This is a genomic window from Methylosinus sp. LW4 (assembly GCF_000379125.1).
In the GTDB taxonomy this organism is placed as follows: domain Bacteria; phylum Pseudomonadota; class Alphaproteobacteria; order Rhizobiales; family Beijerinckiaceae; genus Methylosinus.
Genome location: NZ_KB900626.1, coordinates 2243557 through 2256743, shown reverse-complemented (window position 1 = coordinate 2256743; position 13187 = coordinate 2243557). Strand labels below are relative to the sequence as shown.

At 65.1% G+C, this 13187-nt stretch carries 12 protein-coding genes; 7 read left to right on the top strand and 5 right to left on the bottom strand.

What is annotated here, in order from left to right; genetic code table 11:
- The first annotated feature begins 111 nt into the window (after positions 1–111).
- The 3 genes from clpB (at position 112) to METLW4_RS0111305 (ending at position 4071) form a co-directional block, all read left to right on the top strand.
- Positions 112–2727, top strand: a complete 2616-nt coding sequence (clpB, locus tag METLW4_RS0111315) for an ATP-dependent chaperone ClpB (RefSeq protein ID WP_018266326.1) — start codon at positions 112–114, stop codon at positions 2725–2727.
- 229 nt (positions 2728–2956) lie between these two features.
- Complete coding sequence (locus tag METLW4_RS0111310; RefSeq protein WP_018266325.1) at positions 2957–3568, top strand: glutathione S-transferase family protein; 612 nt, start codon at positions 2957–2959, stop codon at positions 3566–3568.
- Positions 3569–3708: 140 nt separating this feature from the next.
- Complete coding sequence (locus METLW4_RS0111305; RefSeq protein WP_018266324.1) at positions 3709–4071, top strand: hypothetical protein; 363 nt, start codon at positions 3709–3711, stop codon at positions 4069–4071.
- A gap of 353 nt (positions 4072–4424) precedes the next feature.
- On the opposite strand, the gene METLW4_RS0111300 is transcribed toward METLW4_RS0111305, so the two are convergent.
- Positions 4425–5795 carry a PleD family two-component system response regulator gene (locus METLW4_RS0111300; protein ID WP_018266323.1) on the bottom strand — a complete coding sequence of 457 codons (1371 nt, stop codon included), beginning with the start codon at positions 5793–5795 and terminating at the stop codon, positions 4425–4427.
- Between the two features lie 13 nt (positions 5796–5808).
- A complete protein-coding gene (locus tag METLW4_RS0111295; RefSeq protein ID WP_018266322.1) occupies positions 5809–6180 on the bottom strand; it encodes a response regulator in 372 nt (123 codons plus the stop codon).
- Positions 6181–6327: 147 nt separating this feature from the next.
- Between METLW4_RS0111295 and METLW4_RS28770 the strand changes: the two genes are divergently transcribed.
- A complete protein-coding gene (locus METLW4_RS28770; RefSeq protein WP_018266321.1) occupies positions 6328–6666 on the top strand; it encodes a DUF3572 domain-containing protein in 339 nt (112 codons plus the stop codon).
- A 51-nt stretch (positions 6667–6717) separates the two neighbouring features.
- Here METLW4_RS28770 and METLW4_RS0111285 read toward each other — a convergent pair whose 3' ends face one another.
- The gene (locus METLW4_RS0111285; RefSeq protein ID WP_018266320.1) at positions 6718–7131 is read right to left on the bottom strand and encodes a GlcG/HbpS family heme-binding protein; all 414 of its coding nucleotides are present in this window, start codon (positions 7129–7131) and stop codon (positions 6718–6720) included.
- A 153-nt stretch (positions 7132–7284) separates the two neighbouring features.
- On the opposite strand from METLW4_RS0111285, the gene METLW4_RS0111280 reads away from it, so the two are divergent.
- The 3 genes from METLW4_RS0111280 to glcF all read left to right on the top strand — a co-directional run bounded on the left by METLW4_RS0111280 (position 7285) and on the right by glcF (position 11490).
- Positions 7285–8778: an FAD-linked oxidase C-terminal domain-containing protein gene (locus METLW4_RS0111280; protein WP_018266319.1), complete on the top strand. Its 1494-nt coding sequence runs from the start codon at positions 7285–7287 to the stop codon at positions 8776–8778.
- Positions 8779–9013: 235 nt separating this feature from the next.
- The gene (glcE, locus tag METLW4_RS0111275; protein ID WP_018266318.1) at positions 9014–10189 is read left to right on the top strand and encodes a glycolate oxidase subunit GlcE; all 1176 of its coding nucleotides are present in this window, start codon (positions 9014–9016) and stop codon (positions 10187–10189) included.
- Positions 10190–10197: 8 nt separating this feature from the next.
- On the top strand, positions 10198–11490 hold the full coding sequence (gene glcF / locus METLW4_RS0111270) for a glycolate oxidase subunit GlcF (protein ID WP_018266317.1): 1293 nt from the start codon (positions 10198–10200) through the stop codon (positions 11488–11490).
- Between the two features lie 70 nt (positions 11491–11560).
- On the opposite strand, the gene trpS is transcribed toward glcF, so the two are convergent.
- Entirely contained in the window at positions 11561–12595 is a 1035-nt protein-coding gene (gene trpS, locus METLW4_RS0111265; RefSeq protein WP_018266316.1) for a tryptophan--tRNA ligase, read from the bottom strand.
- An 84-nt stretch (positions 12596–12679) separates the two neighbouring features.
- On the bottom strand, positions 12680–12991 hold the full coding sequence (gene glpE / locus METLW4_RS0111260) for a thiosulfate sulfurtransferase GlpE (protein WP_018266315.1): 312 nt from the start codon (positions 12989–12991) through the stop codon (positions 12680–12682).
- Between the last annotated feature and the right edge of the window lie 196 nt (positions 12992–13187).

Below are 13187 nucleotides of genomic sequence, written 5' to 3'. Positions count from 1 at the left end.
GCGAGGGTCTTTCCCATATCGGCCGTGAAGGTCGCCGCAAGGGGCCGTTTTCACGCCATATAGGGACGAGGCGCGCCGCTTTGCGTGGCGTCTCGAGACCGGAGGGTTTCCATGAATTTCGACAAATACACGACGCGCGCGCAGGGCTTCGTGCAGGCCGCGCTGTCGCTCGCGACGCGTGAGGGCAATCCGCAGCTCACGCCCGAGCATGTGTTGAAAGTTCTGCTCGACGATGAGCAGGGTCTGTCCGCCGGCCTCATCGATCGCGCCGGCGGCCGCTCGCGCGAAGCGCTGACGAAAACCGAAGCCGCGCTCGCCAAGCTGCCGAAAGTTTCCGGCGGCGGCGCCGGACAGCCTTCGCTCAATCAGGCCACCGCGCGGCTCTTCGACAATGCCGAGAAGCTCGCGCAAAAGGCCAGCGATTCTTACGTCACCGTCGAGCGTCTGCTGCTCGCTCTCGCGCTCGAGAAGGGGACCGAGGCCGCACGCATTTTGAGCGAGGCGGGCGTGACGCCGCAGACGCTCAATTCCGCGATCGAAGATTTGCGCAAGGGCCGCACGGCGGATTCGTCTTCGGCCGAGAGCGCCTATGATTCGCTGAAGAAATATGCGCGCGATCTCACCGAGGCCGCGCGGGAGGGCAAGCTCGATCCGGTGATCGGCCGCGACGAGGAAATTCGCCGCACCATTCAGGTTCTGTCGCGCCGCACCAAGAACAATCCCGTGCTGATCGGCGAGCCCGGCGTCGGCAAGACTGCGATCATCGAGGGGCTGGCGCTGCGCATCGTCAATGGCGACGTGCCGGAATCGCTGCAGGACAAGAAGCTGCTCGCGCTCGACATGGGCGCGCTGATCGCCGGCGCGAAATATCGCGGCGAGTTCGAGGAGCGCTTGAAAGCCGTGCTCAATGAGATCACCGCCGCGCAGGGCGGGATCATTCTCTTCATCGACGAGATGCATACGCTGGTCGGCGCCGGCAAGGCGGATGGCGCGATGGACGCCTCCAATCTGCTGAAGCCCGCATTGGCGCGCGGCGAATTGCATTGCGTCGGCGCCACCACGCTCGACGAATATCGCAAGCATGTGGAGAAGGACGCGGCGCTGGCGCGGCGCTTCCAGCCGGTGTTCGTCGATGAGCCGACAGTGGAGGACACCATCTCCATTCTGCGCGGGCTGAAAGAGAAATACGAGATGCACCATGGCGTGCGCGTCACCGACGCCGCGATCGTGGCGGCCGCGACGCTCTCCAATCGCTACATCTCGGATCGGTTTTTGCCGGACAAGGCGATCGATCTCGTCGATGAGGCGGGCTCGCGGCTGCGCATGCAGATCGACTCCAAGCCCGAGGAATTAGACGAGCTCGACAGGCGCATCATTCAGCTGCGCATAGAGCAGGAGGCTCTGCGCAAGGAGACCGATCCGGCCTCGAAGGATCGGCTCGCCAAATTGGAGACCGAGCTCGCCGAGCTGACCGAGAAATCATCGGCGCTCACGCAGCGCTGGAAATCCGAGAAGGACAAGCTCGGCCATGCGCAAAAGCTGAAAGAGCAGCTGGAGAACGCGCGCAATGAGCTGGCGCAGGCGCAGCGCCGCGGCGAGTTTCAGCGCGCCGGCGAGCTGGCCTATGGTCTCATCCCCGATCTCGAGCGCAAGCTCGCCTCGAGCGAGAAAGAGGGCGCGCAGAAAATGCTCGAGGAGGAGGTCACTCCCGAGCATGTGGCGCAGGTCGTCTCGCGCTGGACCGGCATTCCGGTCGATAAAATGCTCGAGGGCGAGCGCGAGAAGCTTCTCCATATGGAGGACGAGCTGGCGCGTCGCGTCGTCGGGCAGAAGGAGGCGGTCGCCGCCGTCTCGACGGCGGTGCGCCGCGCGCGCGCCGGATTGCAGGATCCCAATCGCCCGATCGGCTCCTTCATCTTCCTGGGGCCGACAGGCGTGGGCAAGACGGAGCTGACCAAGGCGCTGGCGAATTTCCTCTTCGACGACGAGACCGCTTTGGTGCGGCTCGACATGTCGGAATATATGGAGAAGCATTCGGTCGCGCGTCTCATCGGCGCGCCTCCCGGCTATGTCGGCTATGAGGAGGGCGGCGCGCTCACCGAGGCCGTGCGGCGTCGGCCCTATCAGGTCGTGCTGTTCGACGAGATCGAGAAGGCGCATCCCGATGTGTTCAACGTGCTGCTGCAGGTGCTGGACGACGGCCGCCTGACCGACGGCCAGGGCCGCACGGTGGACTTCAAGAACACGCTCATCATCATGACGTCCAATCTCGGCGCCGAATTCCTGGTGATGCAGCAGGAGGGCGAGGATTCCTCCGCCGTGCATGACGAGGTGATGCAGGTGGTGCGGTCGCACTTCCGGCCGGAGTTCCTGAACCGCGTCGACGAGATCATTCTGTTCCATCGCCTGCGGCGCGAGGATATGGGCGCGATCGTCGATATTCAGATCAAGCGGCTGCAAAAGCTGCTGGACGATCGCAAGATCACGCTGAAGCTGGACGAGAAGGCGCGCGCGCTGCTCGCCGCCAAGGGCTACGACCCCGCCTATGGCGCGCGTCCGCTGAAGCGCGTGATCCAGAAGGAACTGCAGGACCCGCTCGCCGAGGCGCTGCTCGGCGGCGACATAGCGGATGGCTCGACCGTGTGGGTCTCGACCGACAGTCAAGGGCTGACGCTGGATGGGCGGCCGATCGGACGGCGGAGCTTCGGGGCCGAAAAGGCGGCGTGAGCAATGGGATGAGATGGGGGCGCGGAATGCGCCCTCATCCGACCCTCGCTGACGCGAGGGCCACTTTCTCCCGCTCGCGGGAGAAGGGCCGCGGCGTCTAAATTCCTGTCGTCTTTCAAGAAGAGGCGTTCTCCTTCTCCCACTCGTGGGAGAAGGTGGCCCTCGCGTCAGCGAGGGTCGGATGAGGGGCCGGCGCGCAACTTGCTTCCCGCGACAGCGGAGGCGCGCGATGAAATTCTATATGACGCCGGGGTCCTGCTCGACCGGAATTCACATTCTGCTCGAGGAGATCGGCCTCGTGTTCGAGGCCTATATCCTCAATCTGCCGCGGGGCGATCATTTGAAGCCCGAATATCTCGCCATCAACCCGCATGGCACGATTCCGACGCTGGTGCGCGACGATGGCACGGCGCTCTGCGATTTTGTCTCGATCGCGACATGGCTCGCCGAGACCTATCCGCGCCGCAAGCTGCTGCCCGAGGACCTCGCCGGCAAGGAGCGGGCGATGGAAGTGCTCAATTTCGCCACGCGCTACATTCATGGCGAGGGCTTCCGCCGTGTCTTCACGCCGGAGCGCTACGCCGTCGCCGGCGACATAGAGGCGGTGAAGGCGCAGGGGCGCGAGATCGTCGCCGAGGCGCTGCTGAAAGTGAGCGGCGAGCTCGACGGCAAGAATTATGCGGCGGGCGCCTTCTCCATCGCCGACGCCGGCCTGTTCTATGTGGAGTTCTGGGCCGACAAGATCGGCATGGAGCTGCCCGTCAATTGCCGCGCCCATTACGAGCTGATGAAGACGCGGCCGACTGTGCGGCAGGTGCTGGCCGAGGAAGGCTATCGCTGAGCCTTCGCCTTCGCGCGCGACAACTTGCCGCAGGAGAGAGTCCGAGGGCGCCTTGACCCTTCGCTGGCGCTCCCCTAGCGTGAAGGCTCGCAGCTCGGAGAAGGCGGCCCGTGCAAGTCGAGACCCACAAGATCTTCAGAATGGAGAGAGCCGTCGTCGGCATGCTGACGGCTGCTGTTCTTCTGCTGCAGATCGTGGCGGTCGGCTTCGCCACCGGGGCCATGGCGAAGCAGAGCGCTTTCGGCGTCGTCTGCGTCACCGCTCAATCGGCTTCTCCCTCCTCTGACACCACGCCTGTCGAGAAGCATGTCGGCCCTTGCTGCATGCTCCATTGCAGCGCGGCGGCCGAGGTCGAGGGCTCCGACGCCGTGGTCATCGTCCTCGCTTTCGACTTCCCGGCGGCGTCTCCGCCGGCGTTCGACGCTCGGACGGCCGAGGCCGCCGCCGCGCCGCCGGAACTGAGGCCCCTCTCGCCACGCGCGCCACCCGCCGTCTTCGCCTGATCCCATTTGACATCGGGGGCGCGTTTTGCCGTCCTCGAGCCGGGAGCAGGCCGCGTCCGACGATCGAAGCGCTCTCTCGCCGCCGATCGCGACGCCTGAAAGCGGGTTTTGAGAGCGATCGGCTCTTCCCCGTCCTTCCATCGACGAATTTCCGCCCGTGTCTCGCCGAGCGATCGCGCGTCTTTATCGCGTGAGCTCGCGGAGCCGAGGGCGATCCCATCGGCGCAGCGCCCATAAGACGGCGCGCGCCTCTCCTCTTCACTCGGAAGCTCTCCTCCGAGTGGGGCTCCCAACTTTCAACCCCGCCCGATGACGATGGTCTCGGGCGGGTCTTTTTTTTTAAGAGGGCGAAGTCAGGCCGCGGCGGCGGTGACGCGATTGCGGCCGCCGCTCTTCGACTCATAGAGCGCCTTGTCGGCGCGCCGCAGCAGCGCCTCGGCGTTGGCGTCCTTGCCGCGCTCGGCGATGCCGATCGAGGTGGTGACGGGAATGGTGCGGCCGCTGCGGTCGATGCAGAAGGGCTCGGACTGTATGGCGGCGCGCACGCGCTCGGCCACTTTGGCGGCGACGACCAGCGGCGTGTCCGGCATGACGATGACGAATTCCTCGCCGCCGAGGCGGCAGATGAGATCGGCGCTGCGCACCACGCGCTTCATGCGCTGCGCGAAATGCTTCAGCACCTCGTCGCCGGCGTCATGGCCATGCGTGTCGTTGACCGATTTGAAATGATCGATGTCGAGCATCATCAGCGTCAGTGCGCGGCCCTTATGAGCGGCCTGGTCGAGCAGAGCGGAGAGATGCGTCTCGAGATAGCGCCTGTTGTTGAGGCCGGTCAGCGAATCGACGGCGGCGAGCTCGATGGCGGCCTGAAGGTCGGAGCGCAGGCTGTCGGCGTAGCGCTTGCGGCGCAGCTGGCTGCGCACGCGGGCGACCAGCTCGTTGCGATCGACCGGCCGAACGATATAGTCGTTCACGCCGAGATCGAGCCCGCGCAATATGCGGCTGCGATCGTCCATATCGGCCATGACGAGAATGGGCAGCGCGCGCGTGCGCTCGAGCGAGCGAATCTGGCTGCAGAAGCGCAGCGCGTCGAAGCCATTGAGATCGAGGCTGACGGCGATGAGATCGAAATTCCCTTCCGCGGCGCGGAACAGCGCGTCCTGCGGATCGGAAACGATCGTCACCTCATGCTGATCGCGCAGCGCCATGGTGATTCGCTCGGCCGAGCCGCCGCGATCCTCGAGCACGAGAATGCGGCCGTTCTTGCCGGCGTCCGCCATTGCGCGCGCGCCCTTGTCGCCGAGGCCGAGGCTGGCGGACGTGTCCGCGCGGGCGCGCAATTCGTCGAGCATCACCTTGAGGCGGGCGAGCGAGCGAACGCGCGCGATGAGCGCGATCTCGTCGACGGGCTTGGTGAGGAAGTCGTCGGCGCCGGCCTCGAGGCCGCGCAGGCGATCGGCCGGCTGGTCGAGCGCCGTGACCATCACCACCGGAATATGCGCGGTGAGAGGATCGGCCTTCAGGCGCTTGCACACCTCGAAGCCGTCCATGCCCGGCATCATCACGTCCAGCAGCACGATGTCGCAACGTTCCTCGCGGCAGAGCGCGATCGCCTCCGGCCCATTGGTCGTCGAGAGGACGTCGAAATATTCGGCCGTCAGACGCGCCTCGAGCAATTTGATATTGGGCAGAAGATCATCGACGATCAGAATGCGTGCGGTCATGACGCTCGGCCTCTCACCTGTCCGCCAAAAATGCGTTCACTGTTTCCAGAAAGCGGGCCACGGAAATCGGCTTCGAGAGATAGGCCTCGCAGCCGCCCTGGCGAATTTTCTCCTCGTCCCCCTTCATCGCGAAGGCGGTGATCGCGATGATGGGAATGGACCGCAGCTGCTCGTCGTCCTTGATCCAGCGCGTGACCTCGAGACCCGAGATCTCCGGCAGCTGAATGTCCATCAATATGAGGTCCGGCGAGTGGCTGCGCGCCAGCGCGATCGCCTCGACGCCGCTCTTGGTCTGCAGCGTCGAATGCCCATTGGCCTCGAGGAGATCGTTGAAGAGCTTCATGTTGAGCTCGTTATCCTCTACGATGAGGACTGTTTTGGGCATTGGCTCCGCTCTCGCGATTCTGCTCTCGTTTCGGCGCGGCTCGCGCCCATTGGCGTCTCGTTCCCGGAGGCGGCGGCGGAAGGTTCCGTCTCGTCTCGAAATCGAAAGCCGGTGCGTTCGAAGACGATCTCGCCTTCGGGTTAGCAGATGAAGATTGATGAAATGAAAATCGAAAAGACTAGACACCGTCTCGGTGGCGAAAAGCGGGCGGCGGCGCCCTCGAAATCGGAAGCGCAGTCTATCGCTTTGCGATCATTGGTTTTTCTGGCTGCGGATGATGATCGCATGGGGCGTTTTCTGGCGCTCACCGGCGTCGATCCCGGCGATATTCGCGCGCTGATGGGCGAGGAAGGCTTTCAGATCGCTCTGCTCGCGCATATTTGCGGCGACGAGCCGCTGCTCATCGATTTCGCCAGCGGAGAAAATATTTCGCCCGAAAGCGTCGTCGCGGCGCTGATGGCGCTGTCCGGCCCCATAATGGATTGAGGCGCGAAAGCGGCGCAACGAGGTCGAGGCGCCGAATCGCCCCGTTTTTCGTCATGATTGCCCATCATCCAGGCTCTCCGCCCCCGCTTTGGCGACGATGCCGTCCTGGAAGGACTGCACGCCGGAGACGCCGATCGCGCCCACGATATCGCCGCGAAAGACGAGCGGCAGGCCGCCTTCCACCGCCGTGATCCCGGGCAGGCTGAGCATGGCGACGCGGCCGCCGGCGACGATATCCTCGAGCGCCTTGCTCGGACGCTTGAACAAAGCCGCGGTGCGCGCCTTTTGCGTCGCGATCTCGGCGGAGGCGGGCTGCGTTCCGTCGATGCGCTGCAAAAGCACGAGATGGCCGCCCTCGTCGACGATGGCGACGACGACGCTCCAGCCGTTCTTCACCGCTTCGGCCTCCGCCGCGGCGGCGACGCGTCTGGCGTCGGCGAGAGTGAGCGCAAATCTGGTCTTCATCTCTATAGGATCCCTTGCCTTCGCGGCCGCGGCGAGCGGCGGGCTTGCGCGCCGGCGCCTGCTCGAATAGGGAGGTAACGAGCACGAAACGGCCGGCGCGCGCAAGCCGGCCGCAGCGCCGAGCCACAGTTTCGGCATTTTCAGCGAGACCGCATGTCCCTTCTCATGCCGCTGCCCGAGCAGGCGATATTGGCGCGCCGCGAGGAGCTGCTGGCGCGCCTGCGCGCCATTCTGCCCGCCGCCAATGTCATCGCCGACGAGACCGCGCGCCGCGCCTATGAATGCGACGCGCTGGTCATGTATCGTGCGCTGCCGCTGGTCGTGGCGCTGCCGGAGACGGTGGCGCAGGTGAGCGCGATCATGGCGCTGGCGCAGGAGATGAATGTGAAAGTGGTGCCGCGCGGCGCCGGCACCTCGCTCTCCGGCGGCGCGCTGCCGCTCGAGGACGGCATTCTGCTCGGAATGTCCAAGTTCAACCGCATATTGGAGGTCGATTTCGAGAATCGCTGCGCACGCGTGCAGCCCGGCGTGCAAAATCTCGCCATTTCGAAAGCCGTCGAATATGCGGGCTTCTATTATGCGCCCGATCCCTCCTCGCAGATCGCCTGCACCATAGGCGGCAATGTCGGCGAGAACGCCGGCGGCGTGCATTGCCTGAAATATGGGCTGACCACCAATAATATTCTCGGCCTCGAGATGGTGATGATGGGCGGCGAGGTGCTGCGCCTCGGCGGCAAGCATCTGGACAGCGAGCTCTATGATCTCATGGGGCTGATGACGGGCTCGGAAGGGCTGCTCGGCGTGGTGACGGAAGTGACGGTGCGGCTGCTGCAAAAGCCGGTTTCCGCGCGCGGCCTGCTGCTCGCTTTTCCGACTGTGGAGGCCGGCGCGCGTTGCGTCGGCGCCATTATCGCGCGCGGCATTATTCCGGGCGGGCTCGAGATGATGGACGCCGCTACCATCGGCGCGGTCGAGAGCTTCCAGCCTTGCGGCTATCCGCTGGACGCCGGCGCCATCGTCATTGTGGAGCTGGACGGCACGCCGGCGGAGGTCGATCATCTCGTCGCCATCGTCGAGAGCATCGCCCGAGACGAAGGCGCGACGCAGACGCGAATCTCGCAGAACGAGGCGGAGCGGCTGCGCTTTTGGGCCGGGCGCAAAAACGCCTTCCCGGCGGTGAGCTGCATCGGCCCGGATTATCTTTGCATGGACGGCACGATCCCGCGCGGCCGTCTGCCGGAAGTGCTCACGCGCATGGATGGGCTGGCGAAGTTTCACGGGCTTCGCGTCGCCAATGTGTTCCATGCCGGCGACGGCAATCTGCATCCGCTCATTCTCTATGACGCGTCCAAGGAGGGCGATATCGAACGCGCCGAAAAGCTCGGCGCCGATATTCTCCGCCTTTGCGTCGAGGTCGGCGGCGTGCTGACCGGCGAGCATGGCGTCGGCGTCGAGAAGCGCGATCTGATGGGCGAAATGTTCGACGAGACCGATCTCGCGCAGCAGCAGCGCGTCAAATGCGCCTTCGATCCGCAGCACAGGCTCAATCCGGGAAAAGTGTTTCCGACTCTGCATCGCTGCGCCGAGCTCGGCATGATGCATGTGCAGAGCGGCAAGCTGCCATTCCCAGAGCTGCCGAGGTTTTGATGACGCCGGCCGCCTTCCAACAATCTTCGCGTGCGCCCCTTCTCCCACTCGTGGGAGAAGGGGGCCCGGCGCAGCCGGGTCGGATGAGGGTCCGCGCAAAATTCGCGCGCTCGAACGAGAAGACGATGTTTTTTCGCAAACGGTCGAGGACCCTCATCCGACCCCGCTTTGCGGGGCCACCTTCTCCCACGAGTGGGAGAAGGACTCGCGCGCCGCGACTCGGGAGCAGCGTCCTATGCCGCTGACTCCCAGAGACGAAGCAGACGTTGTCGAGGCCATCCGCGCCGCGCTCGCTCGAGATGCGCCTTTGTCGATCGAAGGCCATGGCTCCAAAGCCGGGCTCGGCCGCGCGACGCAGCGCGAGCGCGTGCTCTCGCTCGCCGCGCTCACCGGCGTCACGCTCTATGAGCCGCAGGAGCTGGTGCTCACCGCTCGCGCCGGCACGCCTTTGCGTGAGATCGTCGCTCTGCTCGACGCGCAAAATCAGCAATTGGCCTTCGAGCCGTTGGATCATGCGGCGCTGCTCGGCGGCGCGCGCGACGACGCCACCATAGGCGGCGTCATCGCGACCAACGCCTCCGGCCCGCGACGCATAAAGGCGGGCGCTGCGCGCGATCATCTGCTCGGCTTTCGCAGCGTCACCGGCCGCGGCGAGATCGTGAAATCCGGCGGCCGCGTGATGAAGAATGTCACCGGCTATGATCTCTCCAAGCTCGTCGCCAGCTCCTATGGCACGCTCGCCGCGCTCACCGAGCTGACGCTGAAGGTGCTGCCAAAGGCGGAGACGGAGGAGACCTTGCTGCTCTCCGGCCTCGGCGCCGAAAAGGGCCTCGCAGGGCTGCGCAAGGCGTCCGGCTCGCCTTATGAAGTGTCGAGCCTCGCCTATGATCCGCAGGCCGACGCCGCTGCGCTGCGGCTCGAAGGGCCTCGCATTTCGGTCACGACGCGCCGCGACGATCTCACGCGCTTTCTCGCCGATTTCGGCGGCGCGACGAGCGTTCTCGCAGCAGACGAAAGCCGCGCATTCTGGTCGCGCCTTCGCGACGCCGAGCCGATCGCGGGGGAGGGCGTCATATGGCGCGTCTCGCTCGCGCCGACGGACGGTTTTGCCTTCGTCGAGCGGCTGCGCGGCGCCGGCGCGCCGATCGTCGCGCATGTCTATGATTGGGCCGGCGGCCTCGTCTGGCTGCGCCTCGACACGGCGGCCGACGCCCATGCGACGGCCATTCGCGCCATCGTCGATGCGCTCGGCGGCCATGCGACGCTGATCCGCGCCGACGCCGATATTCGCGCGCGCGTCGATGTGTTTCATCCGCAGCCCGCCGCTCTCGCCGCGCTGACGCGGCGCGTGAAGGAGGCGTTCGATCCGCGCTTCATTCTGGAGCGCGGCCGCTTGCGCGCGGAGTTCTGAACGAGACGATGCTGACGCAATTCTCACCCGAGCTTCTGGCCGATTCTGACATGGCGCAGTCGGAGAAAATCCTGCGCGCCTGCGTGCATTGCGGCTTCTGCACGGCGACATGCCCGACCTATCTGCTCACTGGCGACGAGCTCGATTCTCCGCGCGGACGCATCTATCTCATGAAGGAGATGCTGGAGAACGGCCGCGCCGCAGACGAGCGCACCGTGCGCCATGTGGACCGCTGCCTCTCCTGCCTCTCCTGCATGACCACATGTCCGTCGAGCGTGCATTACATGCATCTCGTCGATCATGCCCGCGCGCATATTGAGAAGACCTATCGGCGTCCGCTGCTCGATCGCCTGCTGCGCGCGACGCTGGCCTTTGTGCTGACGCGGCCGGCGTTGTTTCGCCAGTCCATGCGCGCCGCGGCGTTGGCGCGTCCTTTCGCCGGCCTGCTGCCGCGGCGTCTGCGAGACATGATCGCAATGGCGCCGGCGCATTTACCTGCGCCTTCGCCGATCGATCGCCCGCAAATCATCGCCGCGCAGGGCGCGCGCAAAATGCGCGTCGCTCTGCTGAGCGGCTGCGCGCAGACCGTGCTCGATACGAAAATTCATGAAGCGACCGCGCGTCTGCTGACGCGGCTCGGCGCGGAAATCGTGGTGGCGGAGGGCGCCGGCTGTTGCGGCGCGCTGCCGCATCATCTCGGCAGGAGCGCGGACTCACATGCGCTCGCGCGCCGCAATATCGAGGCCTGGACGCGCGAGATCGAGCGCGACGGGCTCGATCATATCGTCATCGACACATCCGGTTGCGGGACCACAGTCAAAGATTATGGCCATATGTTCCGCGACGATCCCGCGCTCGCGGAAAAGGCCGCGCGCATCGCCGCAATGACGCGCGACGTGACAGAGGTGATCGCCGCGCTCGATTTCGCGCCAATGGTCGATGTCGGACGTCTGCGCGTCGCCTATCATTCCGCCTGCTCATTGCAGCATGGGCAGAAGATCGCCGATCTGCCGATGGAGCTGCTGCGCCGCGCCGGCTTCGACGTCGTTCCCGTTCCCGAGAGCCATATCTGCTGCGGCTCGGCGGGAACTTACAATCTGTTGCAGGGCGAGCTGGCGAGCGCGCTACGCGAGCGCAAGGTCGCCAATATCGAGTCGGTCGCGCCGCAGGCGATCGCTGCGGGCAATCTCGGCTGCATGATTCAGATCGGGCAGGGGACGGAAATCCCGATCACCCATACCGTGCAATTGCTCGATTGGGCGAGCGGCGGGCCGAAGCCATTTCCGTCATCGCGAGCGTAGCGAAGCGATCCAGGGGCCGCCGCGCGGCTCTGGATCGCTTCGTCGCTGCGCTCCTCGCGATGACAGCGCCTCAGCGCAAAAAGCCGACGATATCCTTCACCGCATCCATATTCGTGCGCGCCAGCTCGCGCGCCCGCGCGGAGCCGTCGCGCAGCACATCGTCGATATAGGCTGCGTCCGCTGTCAGTCTGCGCATTTCGGCGGTGATCGGCGAGAGCTTCGCCACGGCGAGGTCGACGAGAGCGACCTTGAAGGTCGAGAAATTGGAGCCGCCGAATTCGCCGAGCACATCGGCTTTCGTGCGCTGCGACAGCGCCGCGAAAATGCCGACGAGATTATCCGCCTCGGGGCGTCCCTCGAGGCCCTTTTCTTCGGAAGGAAGAGCATCGGGGTCGGTCTTGGCCTTGCGCACTTTTTGCGCGATCTGGTCGGCGTCGTCGGAGAGATTTATGCGCGAATAATCGGACGCGTCCGATTTCGACATTTTCTTCGTGCCGTCGCGCAGGCTCATCACCCGCGTCGCCGGGCCGGAGATCAGCGGCTCCGGCAGCGGAAAGAAAGCGTCGTTGAAGCCGTTGCGCGCGATCGATTCGGCGAAGTCATTGTTGAACTTCTGCGCAATGTCGCGGGCGAGCTCCAAATGCTGCTTCTGATCCTCGCCGACCGGCACATGGGTGGCGCGATAGAGCAGAATGTCGGCGGCCATCAGCACCGGATAGTCCAAGAGGCCCATGGAGGCGTTCTCGCGATCCTTGCCGGCCTTGTCCTTGAACTGCGTCATGCGATTGAGCCAGCCGATGCGGGCGACGCAATTCAAGACCCACGCCAGCTCGGCGTGCTCGGCCACCTGGCTCTGATTGAAGACGATGTTCTTCTTGGGGTCAATGCCGCAGGCGATGAAGGCCGCGGCGATCTCGCGCGTGTTGTTGCGCAGCGCGACCGGGTCCTGCGGCACGGTGATGGCGTGCAGGTCCACGACGCAATAGAGGCAGTCGAAGCTCTGCTGCAGCTCGACGAATTTGACGATCGCGCCGAGATAATTGCCGAGATGCAGATTGCCGGTGGACTGCACGCCGGAGAAGACGCGCTGCGGAAAGCTGGTCATGAGGAGCGCCGAGTGGTTGAGGCCGGCGGCCCTTATGACAATGCGGGCGCCCGAGCGCAAGAACCCGAGCGCAACTATCCCGCCTCAGCCCCGCTCGGCCGCCGCCCAGGCCTCATAGCCGCCGTCGAGGCTGTAGACCTCGGCAAAGCCCATATCGGCGAAGATGCGGGCGTAGGACTGGCTGGAATTGCCGTGATAGCAGCAGACGATGACCGGCCTGTCCTTCGGCGTCTCGAAGAGATAATAGGTCATATCGTCCTGGGAGGCGTTCTCCGCGCCCTCTATATGGCCGCGCGCGAAGGATTGCGGATCGCGCACGTCGAGGACGAGCGTCTCGCCGCGGCTCATCACGTCGCGCGCGGCGGCGACGTCGATCCTGCGAAAATCTTGCGCCATTGTTCGGTCTCGCGCTTCTATAGGCGCCCTCGGCGCCGCTCTGGCCGCGCCTTGCGAAGACGGTGCCAACCGGCCGAGCGAGAAGAGGCGTTTCCACCTCCCCCTCGAGGGTCCTGAAGGTTCCTTGGTTTGGCGGGGCGCTCGGGTGAAGGTTTCCTCTTCCTGAGGAGCCGCGAAGCGGCGTCTCGAAGGACGA

Bases quoted from the DNA above. Each gene is read 5' to 3' on its own strand.
- clpB (WP_018266326.1), top strand. From the start codon at position 112: ATGAATTTCGACAAATACACGACGCGCGCGCAGGGCTTCGTGCAGGCC.
- METLW4_RS0111310 (WP_018266325.1), top strand. From the start codon at position 2,957: ATGAAATTCTATATGACGCCGGGGTCCTGCTCGACCGGAATTCACATT.
- METLW4_RS0111305 (WP_018266324.1), top strand. From the start codon at position 3,709: ATGGAGAGAGCCGTCGTCGGCATGCTGACGGCTGCTGTTCTTCTGCTG.
- METLW4_RS0111300 (WP_018266323.1), bottom strand. From the start codon at position 5,795: ATGACCGCACGCATTCTGATCGTCGATGATCTTCTGCCCAATATCAAA.
- METLW4_RS0111295 (WP_018266322.1), bottom strand. From the start codon at position 6,180: ATGCCCAAAACAGTCCTCATCGTAGAGGATAACGAGCTCAACATGAAG.
- METLW4_RS28770 (WP_018266321.1), top strand. From the start codon at position 6,328: ATGAAGATTGATGAAATGAAAATCGAAAAGACTAGACACCGTCTCGGT.
- METLW4_RS0111285 (WP_018266320.1), bottom strand. From the start codon at position 7,131: ATGAAGACCAGATTTGCGCTCACTCTCGCCGACGCCAGACGCGTCGCC.
- METLW4_RS0111280 (WP_018266319.1), top strand. From the start codon at position 7,285: ATGTCCCTTCTCATGCCGCTGCCCGAGCAGGCGATATTGGCGCGCCGC.
- glcE (WP_018266318.1), top strand. From the start codon at position 9,014: ATGCCGCTGACTCCCAGAGACGAAGCAGACGTTGTCGAGGCCATCCGC.
- glcF (WP_018266317.1), top strand. From the start codon at position 10,198: ATGCTGACGCAATTCTCACCCGAGCTTCTGGCCGATTCTGACATGGCG.
- trpS (WP_018266316.1), bottom strand. From the start codon at position 12,595: ATGACCAGCTTTCCGCAGCGCGTCTTCTCCGGCGTGCAGTCCACCGGC.
- glpE (WP_018266315.1), bottom strand. From the start codon at position 12,991: ATGGCGCAAGATTTTCGCAGGATCGACGTCGCCGCCGCGCGCGACGTG.